The sequence below is a fragment of the Thiocapsa sp. UBA6158 genome, from assembly GCF_002423035.1.
Taxonomy (GTDB): domain Bacteria; phylum Pseudomonadota; class Gammaproteobacteria; order Chromatiales; family Chromatiaceae; genus Thiocapsa.
In genome coordinates, this window is record NZ_DIUM01000069.1 from 1 (window position 1) to 22919 (window position 22919).

At 64.5% G+C, this 22919-nt stretch carries 16 protein-coding genes; 1 reads left to right on the plus strand and 15 read right to left on the minus strand.

Annotation, left to right across the window (positions count from 1 at the left end; all coding sequences use genetic code 11):
- The coding region (locus tag B4N44_RS09910) for a transposase (RefSeq protein WP_296700110.1) at window positions 1-1146 on the minus strand (1146 nt) is incomplete at its 3' end.
- A 542-nt stretch (window positions 1147-1688) separates the two neighbouring features.
- Between B4N44_RS09910 and B4N44_RS09915 the strand changes: the two genes are divergently transcribed.
- A complete protein-coding gene (locus tag B4N44_RS09915) occupies window positions 1689-2759 on the plus strand; it encodes an OmpA family protein (RefSeq protein WP_296700113.1) in 1071 nt (356 codons plus the stop codon).
- Between the two features lie 1836 nt (window positions 2760-4595).
- On the opposite strand, the gene B4N44_RS09920 is transcribed toward B4N44_RS09915, so the two are convergent.
- From B4N44_RS09920 to B4N44_RS09985, 14 genes are all read right to left on the minus strand, one after another.
- Window positions 4596-4991, minus strand: a complete 396-nt coding sequence (locus B4N44_RS09920) for a DUF4150 domain-containing protein (protein ID WP_296700117.1) — start codon at window positions 4989-4991, stop codon at window positions 4596-4598.
- Window positions 4992-5016: 25 nt separating this feature from the next.
- Window positions 5017-5682 carry a DUF3540 domain-containing protein gene (locus tag B4N44_RS09925; protein ID WP_296700119.1) on the minus strand — a complete coding sequence of 222 codons (666 nt, stop codon included), beginning with the start codon at window positions 5680-5682 and terminating at the stop codon, window positions 5017-5019.
- 82 nt (window positions 5683-5764) lie between these two features.
- The gene (locus B4N44_RS09930; protein ID WP_296700122.1) at window positions 5765-6841 is read right to left on the minus strand and encodes a pentapeptide repeat-containing protein; all 1077 of its coding nucleotides are present in this window, start codon (window positions 6839-6841) and stop codon (window positions 5765-5767) included.
- Entirely contained in the window at window positions 6841-9477 is a 2637-nt protein-coding gene (locus B4N44_RS09935) for a DUF2169 family type VI secretion system accessory protein (protein WP_296700124.1), read from the minus strand. Before B4N44_RS09935 ends, B4N44_RS09930 begins: the two co-directional genes overlap by 1 nt.
- 14 nt (window positions 9478-9491) lie before the next feature.
- The gene (locus tag B4N44_RS09940; protein ID WP_296700125.1) at window positions 9492-11741 is read right to left on the minus strand and encodes a type VI secretion system Vgr family protein; all 2250 of its coding nucleotides are present in this window, start codon (window positions 11739-11741) and stop codon (window positions 9492-9494) included.
- A 110-nt stretch (window positions 11742-11851) separates the two neighbouring features.
- The gene (locus tag B4N44_RS09945) at window positions 11852-12709 is read right to left on the minus strand and encodes a hypothetical protein (protein ID WP_296700127.1); all 858 of its coding nucleotides are present in this window, start codon (window positions 12707-12709) and stop codon (window positions 11852-11854) included.
- Window positions 12710-12819: 110 nt separating this feature from the next.
- Window positions 12820-14154 (minus strand): tetratricopeptide repeat protein, encoded by a 1335-nt coding sequence (locus B4N44_RS09950; protein WP_296700132.1) that lies wholly within the window; start codon window positions 14152-14154, stop codon window positions 12820-12822.
- Between the two features lie 17 nt (window positions 14155-14171).
- Window positions 14172-14885 carry a peptidoglycan-binding domain-containing protein gene (locus tag B4N44_RS09955; protein ID WP_296700136.1) on the minus strand — a complete coding sequence of 238 codons (714 nt, stop codon included), beginning with the start codon at window positions 14883-14885 and terminating at the stop codon, window positions 14172-14174.
- A 234-nt stretch (window positions 14886-15119) separates the two neighbouring features.
- Window positions 15120-17909 (minus strand): type VI secretion system ATPase TssH, encoded by a 2790-nt coding sequence (tssH, locus tag B4N44_RS09960; protein ID WP_296700138.1) that lies wholly within the window; start codon window positions 17907-17909, stop codon window positions 15120-15122.
- Window positions 17906-19123 (minus strand): type VI secretion system baseplate subunit TssG, encoded by a 1218-nt coding sequence (gene tssG, locus B4N44_RS09965; protein ID WP_296700142.1) that lies wholly within the window; start codon window positions 19121-19123, stop codon window positions 17906-17908. The genes tssH and tssG overlap by 4 nt, the downstream gene beginning before the upstream one ends.
- Window positions 19087-20979: a type VI secretion system baseplate subunit TssF gene (tssF, locus tag B4N44_RS09970; protein ID WP_296700144.1), complete on the minus strand. Its 1893-nt coding sequence runs from the start codon at window positions 20977-20979 to the stop codon at window positions 19087-19089. The genes tssG and tssF overlap by 37 nt, the downstream gene beginning before the upstream one ends.
- 11 nt (window positions 20980-20990) lie before the next feature.
- Entirely contained in the window at window positions 20991-21494 is a 504-nt protein-coding gene (gene tssE, locus B4N44_RS09975; RefSeq protein WP_296700147.1) for a type VI secretion system baseplate subunit TssE, read from the minus strand.
- Window positions 21487-22329 carry a type VI secretion system accessory protein TagJ gene (locus B4N44_RS09980; RefSeq protein ID WP_296700151.1) on the minus strand — a complete coding sequence of 281 codons (843 nt, stop codon included), beginning with the start codon at window positions 22327-22329 and terminating at the stop codon, window positions 21487-21489. Before B4N44_RS09980 ends, tssE begins: the two co-directional genes overlap by 8 nt.
- Before the next feature lie 90 nt (window positions 22330-22419).
- Window positions 22420-22908, minus strand: a complete 489-nt coding sequence (locus tag B4N44_RS09985) for an Hcp family type VI secretion system effector (protein WP_296700154.1) — start codon at window positions 22906-22908, stop codon at window positions 22420-22422.
- Between the last annotated feature and the right edge of the window lie 11 nt (window positions 22909-22919).

The window sequence follows — 22919 nt, forward strand, 5'->3', positions numbered from 1 at the left end:
CGCGGTCCAATCGGGGCGGTCGGTGCCGTCGGGCTGGTCCGGCTGCTTGGCCTGGCGGCGGGCCTGTCGGCGCAGCGCTTTGGTGTCGGTGAGCCCGTCGTCGCCGAGGGTGTCGGCAAGCATCATCGCCACCAGGATGCTGGTCACGATGGCCAGGCGCACCTGGTTGTCGATGGCCACGGCGCGCTTGCCCCACGCCTTGGCCTGGCTGAAGTCGTTTTTCCAGGTGTCGAAACACTTTTCCTCCTCCCACCGGCGGGAGTACAGGAAGGCGACGACACCCGGTTGCAGGTCGAAATCGTTGGTGAGGAACTCCACGACATGGCCGCGGCGGGTGCGGTAGGTGATCAAGCGCCAAGGCTCGGGAGAGCTGGCGAGCATCACGCGCAGATCGCGCTGCACGCCGGCGTTGAGGGGGTCGGCAGCGACGCCGAGATCCTCCGTGGAGTCGATGCGCAGGTTCGCCTTCATGCGGGTGATGATCGTGATCGCGCACGTGGCCTTTTTGGCATCCCAAAAGCGGGCATCGATGAAGGCGCGATCGACCAGGAACAGCGTATGGCGCTCGCGGGTGAGGGCTCGGGGGGATCGGTCGTAGTCGCGCAGGATGGCCGTCTCGTGGCGATTGCGCGTCTCGACCTGGACATCCTCGGGGACCCCCAAGCGCAGATTGTAGAAGCTCAACAGGGCATGGCCCTTGGGGTTGTCCTCTCCGCCGTCCTTGGGTGTACGGCGGCGAAAATGCGCGCTCTCGCCTTGGTAGGTGCCATCGATGGCCCGCACCGGGCGCGTGCCCGGGCCCGGGATGTCGGCCAAGCGATCCGGCAGCAGCGCGGCGGCGTCCGCCACCAGCGCCGGCAGCGTCTCCTCGAGCACGTCCAGACGCGCTGCCGAGCACAGCGCATCCGACCAGGTGGAACGGGGCAGAGGCGGACGAGCGCCCGGCGCAGGATCCAGATGCAGCAGCGCCTGCACCTGCTCGCGCAGGGTGCCCATGCCCTGCAGATGGCGCAGCACCCCGAGGGCGATGAAATCGCTCATGCTCAGAGTCCGCCCCAGCCCTTGGGCACTGCGCATCCGCGCGAGTACCCGCTCGACGGGGGAAAGCAGTTCGGCGAACACGGTCTTGTCGGTGAGGCGATGCATCAAACTTGCGAGTCGTCCGAGAATCATTGGGGTCATGCCTTGTGGTGGTTTTGCAACACACCATCGCGACCCCATTGAAAGCCTCTTGTCAAGTCTTTTTTCTGATCTATCGAGTTTTTTAGCCCTGCCGGGCTGCCCGTGCTCCCCGGCGAGGAACGGCGAAACAAGTGAAGAACTCCGCGCCGCCGACTGTGGCCCTATGAGACGCTCAGGCAGCGCAATTCATGGCCACCTCGGCTAGGCCAACCGGACACCGTTGCGGTAAAGGCTTCAACGGACCCCAGGTTACTTGGCTGGATGGCCTATTCGTCGTTTTCTACCCATTGACGAGTGTTACTGCTTCGTCGTCCGACACCGGTCGTCATAGCGCGATTTGAACCGCTTGCATACGCCACTGCTCAACACACCCTTTCAACGCGACTATAATTTGAATGCTACCGCGCAACCGGCCTGTCCGGCCTTAACCCTTAGCGCTGCGGGCGTCTCGATCCTTGCCCCGGATCGCAACAGCCACACCGCGCTCAGATCGAGGAGTCCGTCTCATGTTGCGCATGATCGCGATATCACTGACCCTGACCCTGTCCGCATTGAACGTCGCCGCAGATGCAGCGATCCCGGACGCGGATCTCGCCGGATCGCAAGACCCCGCTTTCTTGAAGCGCTACGCGGGCTCCTTGATCGTCTCATACGACGACAAGGCGTTCGACGATTATCTGCTGCCGATCGCGCCGCTGCGCATCGATCCAGATCCTAAGCGACGCGATGGGCACAATAACCTTTGGTTCGCGCCGACCGAGGCCCTGGAGCTCGAGGGTCGCTTGGTCCGTCTCGTCTACCTGATCCCGGAAGGGCGGTCGCCGCTTGAGGTGTTGCGCAACTATCGCGACGAGATCGAGACCCAGGGGGGACGCGCATTGTTCGAGTGCAAACGTGAGGAATGCGGCGGCGATCCCGGACGCTCCAGCGGCGGTGGTGGCGGCAAGATGAGCCTGGCCATGGTGTTGCGCCCCGCCGAGCGGATCGTCGATCCGCTCTTGTCGACCGGCGCCTGCGCTCAAACCGAGCGGATCCAGGATCAGCGCTATCTTGCGGCGGCTTTGCCCGACGGACCGGCTCACCTGTCCATTCTCGCCTATGTCTTGAACACTGGCCACTCATGCCGGGCCTTGAACGGACGCACCATCACCGTCGTCGACCTGATCGAGGGCAAGCCGCGCGAACAGCGGATGGTGACCATCGATGCACCCGAGATGGCGCGCGCGATCGACGCGACCGGACGCATTGCGCTGTACGGTATCCTGTTCGACTTCGACCAAGCGACAGTCAAACCGGACTCCTCCGTTGTCCTGGCCGAGATCGCGACCCTGCTGCGCTCGGACGCACACCTCAAGCTGCTGGTGGTCGGCCACACTGACAACGCCGGCGGCTTCGACTACAACCGCGACCTCTCCCAGCGACGCGCCGAGGCCGTGGTCACGAAACTCGTTCAAGACCATGGCGCGGATCAGGCGCGACTCTTCCCGGTTGGCGTCTCCTTCGCCGCCCCGGTCGCCTCGAACCAAACCGAGGAAGGCCGGAGCCAAAACCGGCGCGTCGAGTTGGTTCGGTACTGACGTGCCAGCCCAGCGGATGCGTCGGCACATGCATCGACAACGCCTGCGATGATCCATCCAGGACCCTCGAGGACTGTATCGGGAGGTCGTGAAATGAAACGGGTAGCACCCTGGCGACGGCGCTCAAGTCCGGTCTTCGCATGTGTCATGATCCTTTTTTCAATCGCGGGGGCGGCGCCAGGAAGCCCGCCGGCGATCTACTGCGAGATGTCGCATGAAAACCATGCCTGGGGGTTTCGTCATCGAGGCATCGTCCTTGATGACGCGGGCCATCTCTACAGCTTTGCGCGCGAGACGCCTTGGAGGCCGCAGAAAGCCGATACCCCTACACGTCGGGAGTTGGAGGACAAGTATCATCAGAAGACCCTGCTGAGAACACTTCCCATCGAGGAGGTCCGACAGAAATTACTGCTCCTCGAGCCCGTGTCACAAGGAGCACTCTCCGAATCGCAGTCCGGTTACAGGGATGCCGGTGTTCGAACCAGCGTTTGTTACCTGCCCGACTCCGGAAATGAAGTTTACCGGGAGGTCGTGCTGTGTGTAACAGGAGACCAGAGGATGACTAACCTCTCGCCGGTAGCGCGTGAATTGAGCGAGTGGATAGAATTCCTCGAAGAGCCTGCATTCAGACATTTCCAGCAATGTTTTCCTGCAGGGCGTTGACCATGCGTCATCTCCCCCACCCGCACTCCTGCGCAAACACGGGGGGCGGTGGAGGGTGCAGCACCTGGAGTCAGGCGGCGAGGATTGCGCGGAAGAGCCAGACGCCGAACACTGCGGCGCGCCCGCCGGGCATTTTCCCGCGGCCCCGCCGGACATCTTCACGCTGGACTGAAGCAGAATATCGAACTGGAGCAGGAGACCTTTTGGCCTCTGTTGCGTTTCCCGGGGGCAGGGCGTGACTCTGCCCGTGCCGGTTCGCGCCCTTTAGAGCACATCTCGTCAAACCTGTTGCTGTGCCCGAGGCCCGAAAGTGTGGGCAAACGGCGGGCCGCGCCGGCTGCGCGTCATCGGCCGGCAGGTCATTGCTCGGCGCGGTCCCGGGGTTGTCCATATGGGCCGCAGAACTCAGGCCGGTCCGCAGGACGCGTCCACATCTCCACAGGCCAACCGCCGGAGGTCGCCGCCCTGGATTCCGAATCCTTGTTCACCGTCGCATTGGTTCTGCAAACACCTTGGGAGGTCAGGAGGTAGACTTTGATCTGAAGTCGCTCTCGCAGTTGCTCGCGCGCCATCAGTGTGAAACGCTCAAGTTTGGTTGTCACGGGCAGAATCCTCTCGGCGTAGGGCCGTGTGTCGCTTTCGCGTTCTCTCAAACCGCCACCCCTGTGCTCGACCCGCGTTACCGGGCGTCGACACTCGTTTGGATGGCTCCGACTTCCGCGCATCCGCCGCCCGTGTTCTCGCTTTCTATACTTGTTCACGGGTGCCCGCCTCCGGCGGACCAGTGCGCGGATCTCCCTGGTGACCGCGTCTTCTCAATGTCAGGCTCGACACGGCCTTGGACCTTGGGGAGTACCCGCATCACACGCCATCACGCGACACGGATTGTTGCCTGCCGAAGGGTCAAGTCCGTCGGCACTCCCGACCAAAATTTTCGGGGCTCAACACCTTCAAGGTCGGCTCCACCCGTTACCTTTGCACCTCGCCTGCTTTCGTGTCTACGCAGCCATGCACCTGTCGCCAGATGCACCGCAAGGCTCGATACTGGGCTCGCGGCGCACGATGACCCCGGCGGGATTTCCACCCACTAGAACACGCGGCCTTGCCAGGCCGCACTGACCCCTAACCCGCTTTTCAGCCGAACTCTGTATCTTGACCCTAATCGCCGAACACCTATGGCGCCAGGATCAGGACCTTAGTCTGGCTCGGCACGACGCGACAGCCCGGGGCGTTGGTATTGTTCTGCAGCGACATGCTGGTCATGCGACTGGCTGGCATCCCCTTGATCAATACCGAGAAGGCGCCGGTCAGATGGCGGGATGGACCCATCACGGTGCCCGAGGCCACCCCGGTGGCTAGACCCGCGTTGTCGCCGTTCGTCATGGGGATGGTGGTCCCGAGATTGTGAGCGGGCGTCGCGGCAAAGAGGATGTTGGGGACATTGGGCACCGCCATGGGACCCATGGCGATGTTCGGATAAGGAACGGGCACCGGACCCACCGGGCTGGGGGTGAGACAGACATCGGGAAAGGCGGTATCCGTGCCCATCATCTGTGCGTTGGCAAACATCGATCGGGCCTCCTAACCTAGCCTCCTAACCAAGGTGGATCTGCTCGCCGTCGATCTTGACCAGACGACGCGCATCGGCGAGCAGGGTGTCAGCATGCAGTCGCGCGACCTGCTCGGCGCGGATCTCGACCGAGCCGGCATGGACCTGATCCAGATCCCGGACCCTGCGCCGGGACTGATCGAGACTGAGATTCAAGCGCTTGGCGGTCGCCTCGACCAAATCGCCGATCAATCGACTGGAGCGCAAGGCGGCCAGTGCCTCGCGTGCGATCAGCTCGAACCGCCCACCGACCAGGGTCAGACGCTCGGCCCTGACCGAGACCTTAGGGCTCTCGGCGCTCAGTCGAGAGTCCGAGCCGAGCGCGAGTGGTCCTTCGACTCGCAGGCTCAGACCCGCCCCCTCGGCGACCTCGACCCTGGTCTCGCCGGGCAGGACCAGACGCAGCGGCACGGCCGCGCGACGCTCCAGGATGGCGATCAGGAAGGTCTCGTCATTGAGTCGCTGAGCGACCAAGACGCGGTCGCCGACCTCCGGCCAGACCAGACAGCTGACTGCACGCCGCGCCCGCAGGACACCGGTCGCGGTCTGAATGGTGCAGGTTGCGCCCTCCTCCACCGAGAGCACCTCGCCCTCCAGGTGCATGGGCTGGGGACGCAGCGCGCTCGGCTGATCGGGTCTCAAGGCATCCATGGGCTTCTCCTCTGGTCATAGGTCCGGCGCGGAGACCCGGACTCGGCTGGTAGGGTTGTTCGGGCTGCATGACGCATGGCCATCAGTCATCCGAGTCGGGACGGGGCCGCGGGCGCCAAGCCTCGGCGGCGAGTTGCTCAGGGTCGTCCCCAAGCGCGCGCGCGCGGTCGGTGAAGCGCGCATCGCGGTCGCGCACCCGGTGCAGCTTGGCGCGAAAGAGTGTCGCCCCGGTCAGATCGGCCCCTTCGAGATTGGCATGCGAAAGGTCGGCATAGGTCAGGTCGGCGCCACGCAGATCGGTCTTGTCGAGATCCGCCGACAGAAAATTCCCCTGATAGAGATTGGCACGCAAGAAAGAGGCACCCGCGGCCCGAGCGCCCTGCCAGATCGCCTGGGTCAGATCAGCTCTACTGAAATCAGCCCCTTCCAGATCGGCCTGCAGAAAGATCGCGCCCCTCGCCAGGGTCCCGCCGAAGCCTGCCCCCTGGAGCCGCGCCGCGGTGAAATTGCCTTGCCGAATCCGGGCATGGCTGAAATCACAGCCGGTCAGATCGGCCTCGCTGAATTGGACGACATCGAAGTCCTGACCGGCGAAGCGCTGTCCGGCCAGGTTGCTCTTGTTGAAGACCAGGGTGACGAAGCTCGCCCCGGTGAAATCGGCCTGTCGCAGATCGCAATCGAGCAGGACACTTCGCTCCAGATGGGCACCGGTGAAATCCAGCCGACCACAGCTCGGATTGGCCATGACGAGCTGCTCGAGCCGGGACCCGCGAAAGCCGATCTCGGCGAGCCGACTCCCGCTGAACACGGCCCGATTCAGCCTCACCCGGTCGAAGATCACGGACTCCAAACGGCATTCATGCCAGTTAGCATTCTCGATGCTCGCCTCGGCAAAGGAGACTGTCCGCAGCTCCGTGGCATGGAACAGGGTGTCCGCGAGACGGGCGGCGGCGAATCCACAGCCGATCAGACTGCAGTTGGTGAATTGACAGTCGGTCAGGTCGGCACCGCCGAGATCGACCCCATCGAGCACGCAGCAGTCGAGCCGCAACGCCGCCAGATCCGCGCCGCGCAGATCGAGCCCGCGCAGTGTCGCACCGCTCAGGAGATCGGCATCCTGGGCCAGACGCTCGATGGTCGCGCGGTCCATCTCGGCCATCAACTCGGGCGCTCGGGCGGACGATGGCGCGGGCGTGTCCGGGCACGGGTGAAGATCGCACCATCGAACCGCACCCCGGGGCCGACCCGCACCCGCGCCAGATCGGCCTCGTGCAGATTGGCATCGGACAGCTCGGTGTGATCGAGCCGCGCATGTTGCAGGACCGCCCCGGCCAGATTGCAGCTCCCCAGATCGGCACCGCCGAGATCCGCCCGCACCAGCCGGATCCCACGCGCATCGGCGGCATAGAAGCGCGACTCGCGCAGGTCGCAGCTGCTGAAGTCGCAGCCGCGCAGCTCGGCCCGCGAGAAATCCGCGCCACGCAGTGTGGCCTCGCGAAAGGAGACCTCGCTCAGACGGGCGCCGCTGAAATCGGCCCCATCAAGCCGGCAAGCCAAGGCGAAACAGCCGGTCCCCAGGCTCAGATCCCGAAAACGGATGCCCTTGGCCCGGATCCCGACGAAGGCCCCCTTGGTGATGGCGGCACCGCTGAAATCGGTCTCGTCGAGGTCGCAATCCTGGAAGACCGCCTGGGCATAGCGGATCCCGGCGAAGCAACAGCCCCGCAGGTCGGTCTCGCGCCAGAGCACAGTCGATTCGGCATGGGTTGCGGAGAAATCGACCGCGACGATCTCGGCACCGGTCAGACGCAGACCCTCGATCCGGGCGCCGTGCAGGCTGGAGCTGCTCAATCGGGCGAGCTCCAGGATGGCCTCGCCGAGATCCGCTCCGCTCAGATCGGCGCGCGCGATCTGGGCGGCGCCCAGGTTGCATTCGCGCAGATCCGCGTCCATCAGACGGGTGCCGATCAGCCGGGCATGGGCCAGCATGGCCCGGCTCAGCTTGGCGCGATCGAGAAGCGCACCGCTGAGATCGGCCGCCTCCAGGAGCGCACCGGTCAGATCGGCACCGCGCAGGTCCATTCGACTCAGATCGGCCCGGGTCAGGTCCCAGCCCGCGAGCGAGCCACCGCGCGCGAACTCGGCCTGGACGCGCGCTCGCAGCTCGGCCCGGGCGGATTCGGGAAGCGGCTCGGGCGGTCCTTGGTGATGCCCGGTCGACTGGTAGGCCGCGAGCTGTTGGCGATCACCCTCGCGCCAACGCGCCAGCACGTCCGGATCGGCCAGCATCTGCTCCAGCTCGGCCACGTCAGAGCCCTGCCCGCGCCCCTCCTCGGCCAAGCGGGTCAGGTCGGCGATCAAGGGCTCGGCGCGCGGCCGCGGCGGTCCCCGTGTCAGCTCGCCGCTCATCTCGCGCTCGATGAGCTGCATGTCCACGCCTTCGCGGGCCGCAACCGCGCGGACCCCGTCCAGGGCGCGGCGCTTCTCTTGCTCCAGGCGTGCGGGGAGCGCGGCCGACTCGGCCTCCATGCGTTTGCGCACCTCGATCAGATCATCGAGGGTGCGAATCCGCGGCGGCTCGGGGAACTCGGCCGGGGGACCATGCTCGTCCGGGTCCAGACCATGGGCAGCGACCAGTGCCCGTGCCTCGGCACGCTCGCGCGCGGCGCGGCGCATGGCGCGCTCATAGGCCAGGCTCGGCTGGTCCGGCGGATCAAAGAGCGACACCGCGAGATCCGCCGGCATCAGGTCGGACTCGCGCAGCGACTCCAACGCACCCTGGTCCGGATCGCGTCGACGCTCCTGCACGGCACGATAATGTTCGGGCGGACGTGTCTCGCCAAGCCGCTCGACGGCGGCAAGGAGGGTCTGAACATCCGCGGCATCATCCTCGGCGATACGCATCCAGCCTTGAAAGATCTGGATCAGACGCTCTTCCTCCGGGAAAAACCAGAGCGTCTTGAGCGACATGGCAAGCTCCTCGAAGGTCTCGCCAGCCGCCGTGCGTCTCGTGGCGAAGACCCGCGTGGCCAGCCCGGGCAGGACACCCTCGATCCGATCGAGCTCAGGGTGCATGAGGTCGAGTCTATAGACCTCGTCCCCTCGGAAAGGCTTGGCCTGCTGCTGGTCCTCCGGGGCCAGATTGAAAAAGCTCCCGTCTAGATCCCGGGCCAGCCCCGGATAATCCTGCTCCAGCCAGGCCTGATCATAGGTCCCGCGCTTGGCGGCCCGGGTCGCCCAGGTCTGATCCAGAGGTCCGAAACCGGCCGGGAGACCGACACCGCTCGGGCTGGTCAGGGGCCGGTCGGGAGATTCGACCCGCGGGAGCAGACGCAGGCGGGTGCCCTCGATCTCGCTGTCGCGCCGCCCCATGCCGATCGGGTTGGCGGGAAAATCCTCGCCACCATAGGTCTGGGTCCAGTCGAGCGCCAGTCGCTCGAAGGGCAGCGGAACCGAGGGGCGCTCGCCCTCCCAGAAGCGCGGTCCCCAGACCACCAGCTCCTTGACGAGATCGCCGACTTGCACGCGCACCCGACAGGCCCGCGGCCGATCCGGACGGGTGAAGGCGGTCGCGCCGACCAGATATTCGGCCCGCGGACGCGGATAACCCTCCTCCAAGGGTCCCTGCGACTCGGGACGGGTCGCCCAGAACGGCCACAGCGCCTGCTCGGTCAGAAGCCGGCTCGCGCGTCCCAGGGTCGAGAAGAGGATGACCGAGACGCCGAGCATGAAACGCCCGCCATGCTCGAATGGACGCGTCAGGAGCGAGGCGGACAATGGCTTGACGATGCGCACGTTAGACTCGCCGGTTACAAAAAGATCTTTAGGGTGTCCATCTCGATGCCTGTGGCCGTGCTCAAGGCTTCCAGGGCAATGCTTTGTTGAACCACATCCTTTGCGCCCAAATCCGCGGCGACTTTCTCGAACTTGACGAGAACGACCGAATTGGCGGATCCCACCACTTCGGCCTTGACCGCGGTTGCCTCGTTGACACTTCCGTTGAACGCCAGCTTGAAACTATACGTTTCGCCGATCGTTCCGCCGGTCTGCCAAAGCTCCTTGTCAAAGATCTTGGTTCCTCCCGGGGCAATGATGGTCATGCCTCCGAGCGCATTGATCGTAAATGGCCCACCCGAGCTGAGGTTGACACTCCCACCGACGGTCTGAGTCAGGCTCGCGCCAATCTGCTCGGTGCGGCTGGCGCCGACCTTGACTGTCTCGGAGGCGCCGACATCTAATGTCCGGCTCGCGCCGATCTTGACCGACTCGTTCGCCCCGACGCTCTCGGTACGATTGGCGCCGATGCTGATGTCCTCGTTGGCCCCAACGCTCTCGGTACGGTTGGCGCCGATGCTGATATCCTCGTTGGCGCCGACCGACTCGGTGCGATTGGCACCGATATCGATGGTCTCGTCGACGCTGACCGACTCGGTGCGATTGTTGCCGATCGTCGTGGTCTCGTCATTATCGACCCGCTTGGTGCGGTCGTGCCCCACCCAGTGCGACTCGTCGGCCTCGACCTCGATGGTCTGGTTGCGCTCGGCATGGATGAAGAGTTCCTCCTCGCCGATCTTGTCCTCCATGCGGATCTCGTTGAAGTTGGACCCGCCCCCGCCCTTGCTGCTCCGGCTCTTGATGCCGCTCTGGGTCTGGTTGGCCGGCAGGTCATAAGGCGGCATGCAATCACCGTTGTAGACCCGCCCGGTGATCAAGGGTCGGTCCGGATCGCCCTCCAAGAAGCTCACCACCACCTCCTGGCCGATCCTCGGGAGCGCCACCGCGCCCCAATTCTTGCCCGCCCAGGGATGAGAGACCCGCACCCAGCAGGAGCTGTTCTCGTCCTCCTTGCCGTAGCGATCCCAATGGAACTGCACCTTTACCCGGCCATATTGATCCGTCCAGATCTCCTCGCCCGATTTGCCGACGACGATGGCGGTCTGGGGGCCCTGTACCAGGGGTTTGGGCGTCCGGCAAGGCGGACGGTAAGGGACCTGAGCGTCGATCGCGGTCAGGCGACAGCGATAGACCGGGCATTCTCCGGGCGCGGCGTCGACCGAACCGTAGTCGTCGGACTGCAGCCGATAGCTCGCCGACAGGATCAGATATTCACGGTTCTGATCGGAGCGCGGATGCTCCTTCAGGGTGAAGAGACCGCCGCAGGTCAGGCCGCGCGCATTGCCGGCCGCCCTGGCGACCTCGTGATCGGCCTGACGCTCTTCGAGTCGGATACGGGCATAGCCGTCGCCCTCTGAGCTGTCCGTATAGTCGTTCTGGAAGTCGAAGACCTCTTCCTCGGCCAGCGCATGGTCCTTCGGCGCGCTGCGACGCGCGAGCAGATCCTTGCGCGGGACGGTGAAATCGAAGGCCGTGTGAGCGAAGACCCCCGAGCGGACCTCGTGCGACACGCTCCACTCATCGATGCGCTCGAGTTCGGGCACGGGCTCTTGACCGGGCGGATAGAAGACGACCTCCTCGTAGCCCGGCGCGGGCGAGTGGGCGCTGTAGCTATCGGCGAGCACCAGTGTGTGCTTGCCGTCTTGATGCTCGTGGAAGTAATAGATGCCCTCGTGCTCGAGCAGACGCTGGATGAAATTCAGATCGGTCTCGCGATATTGGACGCAGTAGGTCCACTGTCGATAGCTTGCGGAGAGACGCTCTTCGAAATCGCTGAAGCCATGCTCTCGGAAGATCGACTTCACGATGTCGGGCACGTTCTGCTCTTGGAAGATCCGACAGTCGGCGGTGCGCGACAGGAACCACAGCCAGGGCGCCAGATTGGCGCGATAGCGCGCAAAGGTCCCCTCGAAGCCGACCTGTGAGAAGCTCCTGATATAGCCGTTGAAATAACGCCGCTCACCGGATACGAGCTGGAGTGAGACCGTCGCCGGCGTGCCGAGCAGCTCACTGGCGCTGACATCGATGCGCTCGCTGAGCAGCTCCAGATCGTATTCGAAGGGCTGACTCAGCCGCTCGGTCGCCTTCACCGCGGCGAGCACCAGCACATCCGGACCCAGCACCGTATCGACCCCAATCGAGCGATTCGACTGACTTGCGAGCATGAGATAGCCCTCTCTTCACGGTGAGTCGTTGACCGAAGCATGACGGATCGACGAGTCACTCAGACCTCTAGCGGTTAGCCGCTGAGCTCTTGTTGACTGGCACATGCTTGCTACATTCGAGGAATATGTACAATATAATTCTTATCAAGCGGTAGAATCGGTGGCGTCGTCCGCAGATAATGCACTGGAAGATCGATTAACATCCAAGGTTGAAATAGGCTTGGTGTCATATTGCTCATGAACGTGGCAAGCCATTGCCGAATGATCACCTGACGGGTATCGGACGTCCCGGTTCTTTCGACATTGATCACGACTGTATCTTGATGTCCTTTGCCTGGAACGCGAACAAAAGCACACCGGCCTTCAGGAAACGTCGATACATGCGCCGCGCTCCGCTGCGCAATGTATCGATCGAATGTCTTCGTCCTGAGAATGCCTACTGTTGATACCACGCCATAGGTTGATAGTACCTTAGGCCCACTGATGGATTTAGCCCCGAGTAGCTTACGTAAGGCACCCAAATTGTCGTTCGCTGCACCTAGCGTACAGCCGCGGAACATCACATGACCGATCCCGAGTGCTTGGACCCGTTGAATCTGGTCGACCAGATCTTTGACCTGTTGGACTGTCAGATTTAAACGTGTGGCCTGCTGGACGTCCGACTCATGACTTAGCAGCGTCTCGAGCACATCGGTGCGAGAATCGGTCTGATGATTTGGCAACAGTCTCATTGTCAAACCACTGATGTTTCCGTGACTAACCAATAATAAATCCGGGCCAGGGAATGATTTGTTGCTCCACGATTTCAGGATTGCTTTCAGCAGCGTGTCGAGACTGGTTCGAGGGATCAATTCCGGCTCATCCACCCGTGCCGTGACATCGACAAAGCACGGCTCCTCTGGGAAGCGACTATAGTATTTTAGTGCAAGTTTCCCATATTGATCATCAATGATCAGTGCTTTAGCCATATCATCTCTCCATCCGACTATCCTGGATGATCACCCACGACACTGGCTGCTGGTCGCTCTGTCGGACTGAGCGCCGCGGAGCATGGCCGCCTGACACGATTGCAGCGCGCTCATGCACGGATGGCCGGACGCCGGGCAAGCACCAGCCAACCCGCCACCGGCTCGCCGCCCTCGGAGCGCAGGATCTCGGCGTCCAGCCTGAGCAGGATCAGACCGGCCCTGCCGAGCACGGACTCCAGATAAGCACGCGCATGGGCATAGCGGCCGTGATGGCGCAAATGATAGTCGCCGGACTCATCCGCCCCGAGCGCCTCCAAGGTGAAGCATAGCAGACCACCAACCGAGAGTGCGGCCGCGGCCGCGCCGACCGGCTCCTCGAGCACACCGAAATAGACCAGCGTATCGGCCGACACGATCAGTTCATAGTCCGCGGTCCTCGCTCGCAGATGCGCGGTCAGCTCGATCTGCTCCAGCACATCATAGAGTCCACGCTGACGGGCCTTAGCCAGCATCCGCGCCGAGAGGTCCACCCCGGTCAGCCGGCCAGCAAAGGGCTTGAGCAAGGGTGCACACAGGCCGGTCCCGCAACCGGCATCCAGGATCCTCAAACCGCCCGCGGACAGACTCGGCTCGGCCGTCACCGCCGCGGCCACCAACGCGGGCGCCCGATAGCCCAGGACCGCCAGCCGAGCATCGAAGCTGTCGGCGAATCGATCGAAGACCTGCCGGACATACTCGTCTGAGGCACGCGGCGGAACCCCCTCGCCGGTGCAGGCGGCTAGATGGTGGGTCGCCTTGGGGTGACCGGGCTCAGCGGCCAGCCAATCCCGATAGACGCGCGCCGCCGCTTCAAAGTGTCCGGCCTTGCAATAGACTTTTCCAAGCATCTCGCGCGAGGCGCTATGGCCCGGCGCATGGGCCAACGCCTGCCGGGCCTGCGCGACGGCTTCCTCGATGCGTCCGAGGCGCAGGTAGAGGCGCGCCAGATTATTGCGTGCATCGGTGAAACCCTCGGCGAGCGCGAGCGCGCGCAAGAGGCTGTGTTCGGCCTCGTCGTCACGGCCGAGTGCCTTGCAAAGGACGGCATGGTTGTTGAGCACATCGGGGCGGTCCGGATCGAGCTCGAGGGCACGGCGATATTCACGCTCGGCACCCTCGAAGCGACCGCTGCCGAGCAGCAGGTTCCCGAGATTGCTCCGGAATCCGGCGTGGTCCGGCGCCGCCGCAACCGCTTGGGTCATGAGCTCGATCGCCGCTGACTCGTTGCCCTGCTCATGGGCCAAGATGGCGAGGAAATGGAGCGCGTCGGCATGACCCGGCACCTGCTCGAGCACACGGGTATAGATCCTGAAGGCATCCTCCCGATGACCGGCGCGATGCAGCTCGGTCGCCAACTGCATGGCCTCATCGATCGACAATGCGGCTTGATCTGGCTTATCAGTCATGTTGGAGGTGAGTGCAATCACTGATGAAGGACCAAGACTCCGCGGATCTCTTCTTTGTCTGGATCAGTATTGCGTCCAAACAGGGCGTCGTAACCGTGATATCGGTTTGCCCATCCCCTAGGCAGATGCGTCGGTATCGTCACGACCCGAGTCCCATAGATACCAGTGATCATGAGACTCGAGGACAGGGGCTGTGGACCTTGATATCTGGTCGTATAGATCGCAGTCCCGCCAAGCTCGTGAATGCCTTGAGGCGGCTCCAGGGCAAACAGATCACCCTTCAAGTTGAAAAGGCTGGGTGGGTAGAGTGGCACGCCACCCGGGCTGGGTGAGAAATAATAGAGAACGGAATGCGACCTAGTCTGGCTCTTGAAGCGAAAAAAGAAATCGGTATAGGCGTTATCCACGAAGGTCTTATTCCCGGCTTGAAAGACCTCGACCGCGCCGACCAGCACCGGTCCCACCGGTTTTGCGACTTCTTCCATCTTAGCGAGTGTCCGACCGCCGGGATCGACACGACCATCCGCCCCCGACCAGCCAAAATGCTTCAACTGGAAGGACTGAATCGCGCCTTGTGTCTTGGGTCCACAAATACCGTCGATCTTGAGGGGCACATTGGGCCCACCGAGCGCAGGATCGATGCGGTTCAATAGATCTTGAATGATGGTCACGTCTGACGCAAGATTCTTACTCTTCGCGCCCATGCCAACCGGAAAGGTGATCTTAGTCATTTGCGGCCTCGCAGGTCCGACCGGACCCTTTATCATCTAATGCGCAGAGCCCGTCGGATGGGCAAAGCCAGCGCGACGTGTCCGATGGTCACCGGCGACAGTAGGCGGGCGTGCCCATCCAGCCCGCGCCGGCGCTTGGAAGATGGGCACGCCCGCCCACCGCGGTGGTTCGTCTGCGAGCGTATCGTGCGGGCTTTGCCCATCTACAGGCTGAATTCAAGACCGAAGAAAGGCTCAAGTCTCCTCGAATCCGTAGCTGAAGCCCTCATCAGCAACCCCGATCGAGACCCGCTCGATCGTCTTGCCCTCCATGGTCCGACTCAAGAATGCGCGACTGATCGCCGGCAGCACCGTATTGGTCAGGATCGCATCCACCACCCGCGCCCCGCTCTCGACCTCGGCACAGCGCTTGGCGATCAACTCCACGACCGACTCCTCATAGGTCAGGGTTGCACGATGATTCTCGGCGATCCGCCGCACGATGCGCTCGAGCTGGAGACGGATGATCAGACCCAGGATCTCGTCGCTCAGTGGGTAATAAGGAATGGTCACGACGCGCCCCAGGAGCGCGGGCGGGAAGGTCTTCAGCAGTGGCGCCCGCAGTGCCTGCGCCAGGCCCTCGACATCAGGCAGCAGCTCAGGGTCCTTGCAGAGACTCATGATGAGATCGGTGCCCACGTTGGTGGTGAGCAGGATCACGGTATTGTGGAAATCGATATAGCGACCCTCGGCATCCTCCATCCAGCCCTTGTCGAAGACCTGGAAGAAGATCTCGTGCACGTCGGGATGTGCCTTCTCGACCTCGTCGAGCAGCACCACGCTATAGGGCTTGCGCCGCACCGCCTCGGTGAGCAGTCCGCCCTCGCCATAGCCGACATAGCCCGGCGGCGCGCCCTTGAGTGTGGAGACGGTATGGGCCTCCTGGAACTCGCTCATGTTGATGGTGATGATATTCTGCTCACCGCCATAGAGTGCCTCGCCTAGCGCCAGGCCGGTCTCGGTCTTACCCACGCCGGACGGGCCGGCCAGTAGGAAGACGCCGATCGGCTTATTGGGATTATCGAGCCGGGCACGCGAGGTCTGGATGCGCGCGGCGATCATCTCCAGGGCATGACGCTGACCGATGACCCGCTTGTTGAGCGTCTCGGCCAGCTCGAGGACGGCCTGGATCTCGTTCTTGACCATGCGCCCGACCGGGATGCCGGTCCAGTCGGCGACCACCGAGGCGACCGCCTGGGCATCGACGCTCGGCAGGATCAGCGGACGCTCGCCTTGGAGGGTCTGCAGCTCTCCTTGCAGGGCGCGCAGACTGGCCAGTGCCTCGGCGCGCTCGCGCGTGTCCATCGCGGCCGGGTCGGTGCTTGGATCCGCGCCTGTGCCGCTCGCCGGCTCGGGCACGGCCGACTCGGGCGCGGCAGCGATGGCCTCGGCGGCCTGCTCCAGAGGACTCCCGGTTCCCTCGACCGGGGTCTGCTGAGCGCGCAGTCGCGCCCGCAGCTCCAGAATCTGCTGGACCAGTGCCTTCTCGGACTCCCAGCGCGCCTTGAGCTCGGCCAAGCGTGCCTGTTCGGTGGCCAAGCGCTCGCCGGCCGAGCGCTCGCGCTCGCGGGTCTCGACCCCCACCGCGCGCTCGCGCTCGATGATGGCCAGCTCGGTCGTCAGGCCCTCGATCCGACGTCGCGAGTCCTCGACCTCGGCGGGCTCGGCGGACTGGCTGATCGCGACCCGGGCGCAGGCGGTATCGAGCAGGCTGACCGCCTTGTCCGGGAGCTGACGCGCCGGGATATAACGATGCGACAGACGCACCGCCGCCTCCTGTCCCTCGTCGAGCAGCTGGACCCGGTGATGCTTCTCCAGGGTCGAGGCAATGCCGCGCACCATGAGGATCGCCTTCTCCTCGCTCGGCTCGTCCACCTGGACCACCTGGAAGCGACGTGTGAGCGCTGGATCCTTCTCGATATACTTCTTGTACTCGCTCCAGGTGGTGGCCGCGACCGTGCGCAGGGTGCCGCGGGCGAGCGCGGGCTTGAGCAGGTTGGCCGCGTCGCCGGTGCCCGCGGCACCACCCGCGCCGATCAGGGTGTGGGCCTCGTCGATGAAGAGGATGATCGGCTTGGGCGAGGCCTGGACCTCCTCGATCACCTGACGCAGCCGGTTCTCGAACTCGCCCTTCATGCTGGCGCCGGCCTGGAGCAGACCCACGTCCAAGGTGCGCAGGCTGACGCCCCGCAAGGGTGGCGGGACGTCACCGGCGGCGATGCGCTGGGCAAAGCCCTCGACCACCGCGGTCTTGCCGACCCCGGCCTCGCCGGTCAGGATGGGATTGTTCTGCCGGCGACGCATCAAAATGTCGATCAGCTGGCGGATCTCCTCGTCACGCCCGACGATCGGATCGAGCTCACCCTTGGCGGCGCGCTCGGTCAGGTCCACCGAGAACTGTCGCAACGCCTGTTGCTTGCCCAGCTGGGCCGGGGCCATGGCCGCGCTCGCCTCCCCCGGGGCCGCCCCAGCACCGAGTTGGAAGCCATCGCTCGCCATCATGCGCTCCTCGGGCGAGCCCGCGCAGATCTCGCCGAAACCCTCGGTCAGTGCATCGGTCTGGATCTTCTCGAACTGGCGCGAGATCCCGAGCAGGGCGTTGCGCAGACCGCGGGTCTTGAGGATGCCCACCAGCAGATAGCCGGTGCGCACCTGCGACTCGCCGAAGAGCAGACTCGCATAGGTCCAAGCACGCTCGGTCGCCTCCTCCACGTCGGCCGAGAGGTCCGAGATGGAGCGCGAGCCGCGCGGCAGACGGTCGAGCGCCTCGGTGAGATCGCGTGCCAGACCCGCCGGGTCCAGACCGAAGCGTCGGATGATGCGATGCAGGTCCGAGTCCTGAGTCTGCAGGATCTGATTGAGCCAGTGCACCAGCTCGACATAGGGATTGCCGCGCATCTTGCAGAAGACGGTGGCGCTCTCGATCGCCTTGTAGGCGAGCGGGTTAAGCTTGCCGAACAGTGCGGCGCGGCTGATCTCGGTCATGGGATCGTCCCCTTGGCGATGCTGTTGATTGGAGGCGCGGGACTGGCCGGCCCCTGGAGGTCGGGCGTGCACACCACGGATGAGGGTCCGTCAGGTGGGGTCCAAACCGCCGCTTGGCGAAGCGGATGCTCGGATCGGGTCCGGCTCGGGTCCAGCTCGAGGTCGTCACCATCCCGTCCCAGCCGGTCACTCGCCAGCCAGGTGCTCCAGCCCAAGCGCGGGCCGCCACCCAGGCGCAGTGGCGGCACCTCGGACTCCGCCAGAACCGGATTCAGATCCCAGGCGAGCGCATCCCCGACATGGTTGCGCACCGCCGCCTTCACCTGCTCCAGGAGCGGCTGTCCCGGCAGCAGGCTGAGATAATCGGCGAGTCTCACCGGGCCGATGCGCACCCGAAAGCGTGACTGGTGATCCCAGACTCGCCCGCCGAGGGTCGTGGTCAGACCAAGGGCACCGGTCGCTGGACTCTCGCCCAAGCGCAAGCGACAGTCTTCCGGCAGGGTCAGCCAGCCGCCGACGAATTCTTCGATCCGGACCGGCAGTCGGAGCAGTCCGGTCAGGATGGCCCGCAGCCCATCCGGATGATGCGTCGGGCAGGCGAGATGGCCGGTGAAGTGCAGCTTGGCTAGGTCGGGCATAGCATCCCTGCCCAGAAAGGCGGGCATGCCGATGCCGCTCAGACTGCCGAGATAGACCCCGAAACGGTCCTGCTCCGGCCGATCGAAGCTGACCGCGGGCTGCGCCTGGGCCCAGGCGCGGTAGAGCAGCCCCAGCATGCGGTGATTGAAGAGATCCAGGAAGCGCGCGAGGCTCGGGTCATCGTGATTGCGCAGACGATCACGCGCGTATTCGGTCAGATGCAGCGGCAGCGGTCCATTGGGCCCGAGGAGGCCGAGAAAATAGACCAACAGACGCGGCGGTCGCCCGCCCACCGGGCGCTCGAGCGCGGCGAGTTCCACTGGGGCGAAGCGCAGCGACGGTCGCTGACCTAGCCGCACCGGATCCTCGGCTGGCCGCGCCGTAGCACCCATGCGTGGTCGCTCGGGCTGGTGGCAATCGAGCTGGCGCAAGGTGTGCAAAAAGCTCGCATTCCAGGGGGCTGCGGCAAGCGAGGTCAGCAGGGTCTCGAGCGCGCGGCGAGGATCCTCGTCACGGACCTTCGAGGACGACTCGGCCCTCACAGCGCCGGACGGCGACCGATGCTCGCTGGCCATCGCATGCTCTCACCACGGCTGGTCTCGAGCCGGGTCTCGGTGAAGCTGTTCAGCGTGCAATACCGGGCAAAGAAGCGGGCGAGCACGGCCCCGAGCAGGAAGGCCCCGGTCCCTTCGAAGGCGGTCTCGTCACACCCCAGGGTGATCTCCAGGCCCCGGACATAAGCGATCGGTCGCGCACCGGGCAGTCGTCGGACGATGGGACGCGAGGCGACCCGACGCAGACCATCCAGCTGCTTGCGCTGATCGCTGTCGGTCAGGTCGCAATAGAGTGCCAAGAGGCTGCGCAAGGCCGCGGCGCCCGTGCCGCCATCGCTGTCGGCGATCGATAGATAGTTGAGCGAAAGATGGCTGATGATCCGCCATGCGGTGTCGCCCTGGGCATGGGATGGATGGGGCGGCGTCGGCCCGCCGCGCACCCGCACCGCCCGGACCGGCGCCCCGGACTCCAGGGTGAAATCGGTCTTGCCGACCCCGACCGGCAGATGGAGCGGCAGATCACGATTGGTGCAGAGTCCGGTCACACCGAGCTGGCGCAGCTCGGCCGACCAAGGCGTCGCGCCCGTGTCGACCAGATTGAGGAAGACTTCGCTGCCGACATAGCTGGAGCGTGGACCGCGCTGGCGTTGGCGTGAGGACAGACGTCGCGGCAGACGGTGGACACTGTAATAGGCTGGCCTTTGCCCCCCGGCGTCGAGCTGATCCGACGGCGCATAGAAGGGGTGGAATTCGCGCGCATCGGCCATGCCGGCCCCGTAACCCGTGACGGCGTCCACCCGATAGACCTCGAAATCCAGCGGACGGGTCCGGTCGGGGAGCAGATGATACTCGGGGCCCCCACCACCGAGGTGGATGCGATCGAAGCGCTTGGGGAAGAGATTGATGGCCGGCGTGCAGTGCAGCGCGAAATTCGCGGCACTCAAGGCCCGCTCCAGGACGGGCACGGCCTGACCGAGGAGCAGGATCAGATCAACCTCGCGGTGATTCAGACGACGCAGCACCGGCCCCAGACCCTCGATGGCGACGAACAGGAAACGCTGCGGAAAGGCGAAATACTCGTGGATGTTGCGATAACCCTGGAACGAAGGCGGGCTGTAGGGCAGCAGTGACTCCTCATCGTCGAAACCGAGCGGCTTGACCGCGTCTGCCGGGAGGGTCTCGATCCAGGGCACCGGGCGTGCCGTCGGCTGGACCAGGACCCCGACGAGATCGCCCAGCAGCCTGGCATGCAGCTCGAATGGCAGCTGATCCGCGCCTTGGAGGAACAGCACCAGTCTGAAACGCTCGGGATCCCCGGGGGCGAGCTGGTCGAAGCTCAGCTCGGCGGTGGTGCGCAGACGCAGCCGGATCCCGGCCTTGCTGCGCTGCAGGATCCCGAGATCGGCGCGTGCCACCGGCCCGGTATGGCTGAAATACTCGGCCTCGCTGATCTCCATCGGCCACAGTCGCACCGCGTGCGCGGTCCGATACTCGCAGGGGGTCTGGGCCTGGCGGCCGAGCGTCCCGCGCAGGACAGTCCCCCGCGGCAGATCGACACCCTCCGCCAGCGCGCCCTCGCCCAGATCGGGCTGCAGCTCGACCACCGCCATCGAGGGCGTGGGCGCCAGATAGTGCGGATAGACCATCTCCAGGAGATGCTGAGTGAAGGCCGGAAACTCGGCGTCGATCTTCAGCTGCACCCGCGCCGCCAGGAAGGCGAAACCCTCGAGCAGACGCTCGACATAGGGGTCAGCGCACTCGAAGCTCTCCAATCCCAAGCGGGCGGCGATCTTGGGGAATTCGCCGGCAAACTCGCTGCCCATCTCGCGCATGAAGCGCAGCTCGCGGTTGTAGTAGTCGAGCAGACGAGGATCCATCGGGGGTGTCTCTAGCCGACCTGTGGACTGATCTTGACATCGCCGAGATCGAGATCGATCTCGGTCTTGAGATAGAGACGCAGCGGCGTGGGCTGCGCCCAGAGGTCGCCCTCGATCAGAAAGGTCATGGTGTTGTGGCTCATCTGGTCCTCGTTGACCTCGAGCCGAACCCTGAGTGTCTGGGGCAGGATGCGTGGCTCGAAGGCCGCGATGCACTGACGCAGCGCGCGCTCGAGGGCCGGGCCGTCGGTCCCGGACAGGGTTCGGCCTGAGAGCTCGGGCACACCATAGTTGAGCACCGAAGCGGCGACCTCGGGAACGCCATCGAGCGACTGCGCCGAGGCCAGATTGGTGGTGTTGAGCAGCCAGGCCAGATCGCGCAGCACAGTCTCGCGCAGTCGCGTCAAGGAAAACTCGCGCATCGCCTGGGACTCGCGTCGCGTGCCTGGCTCATCATCGGTCAGACGGTCGAGCAGCGAAGGCTGCAGACGCTCGCGATGTCTCAGATCAGCCAAGGGTCGCGTCCTCGCGAGGCTCGGCCGCGGTCTCGTCGCCCACCGTCTCCAGCAGGATGGCACGCACATCCATCAAGGGATATTCGCCGCGATCGGTGAAGAACATGCGCTGACCCGCTCCAGTGAAGGTGCCGTCGGGCTGCTCGATCCATTCGGTACGTTTGCTCAAGCGCAGCTCCGGGTCCATGGCGAGCGCGGAGTCCGGATAGCGGGTCGGGATCAGACCCACGGATTCACCCCCGTTGGCCCAGGTGAAATGGGCGGGGAGCCAGACCAGGTCGCGCAAGTCCTCGGGCTTGTCGATCGCGATCGCACGAAGATGTTTAAAGGGAACCCAGTAATAGCGTCCGTTGACGATGGCCTCCAGGACCGGCCCCAGGCGTCCGTCACCGTCCATGATCCAGTCGAAGGGCGTCTCGTCGATCCGACCTGGTGTGGCCGGGGCGGACGCCAAGGCACGCTCGCGCAATGACCTCGCCTGCGCGGTCCCCTCCCCCCCTCGCGCGGCCAGACGCTGGGCCTCGATGAGGAGCGCGAGCCATTCCTCGGGCTGACCGAAGACCAGCGGCGAGCGCTGTCCGGCGAAGATCTCGGCGCGCAGCACCTCGCAGTGCAAGGCCTCGCGATAGGTCTGCACCATCGCCAGTGCACCGGCATCCAGCGCTCCGGCGACCTCGAGCTGATTGAGCGCACGCCCCCAGTGACCCATCACCGCCAAGAGCTGAAACAGAAAGATCCGATATTTGGCGTTGGCCGGCTCGCGGCGTACCAGCTCCTGGAGCTGGCGCAGTGACTCGTCCAGATCGCCTTGGTGCAAGGCATCTTCCGCGCGCATCGGCCACCCTCCCCGTTGCTCAGATGGTTCCAGTTGAACCGCGCGCGGTCCATCGCGCGCGGTCTCAGGATCGGGCAAATGCCTCTCTGATCAGACCTTCGCGTTGCCCGCGATGTCAAAACCGAACTCGATGGCGCCACCATCAGCGCTCCCATCGGGTTTCTGGGGCTGGTAGGCCGTCTTGAACTCGGCAAAATTCAGGCTCAGGTTCTCGGTGAGCCGATCCTCGCCCCCCGAGCCGCCGGTACTGACCGAGGTGACGATGACCTTTTTCATCGTGATGACCAGATACTCCAGGGGCGCGTCCCCCCCCGCCTTGCGCACCGTGAGCTTCGCCTCGTCGAATTGCTTCCCGCGCGTGCAGTAGTCGTAAATGACGGATGAGGACTTATCGATCCACTTGGTCACCGACAGGTCCTGTACCGAGACCTTGCCGCCACCACCGCCGCCACCCGTATGCATGGTGCCGGATTGAGACATGCCCCAAGACCAGGCCAGCACATCGATCTCTTCTTTGTGCTCCTTGTCTTGCGCCTCACCCTTGACGTCGTCGAGCTTAAGAAACATGTCTTGAGCCATTGGTCATCTAC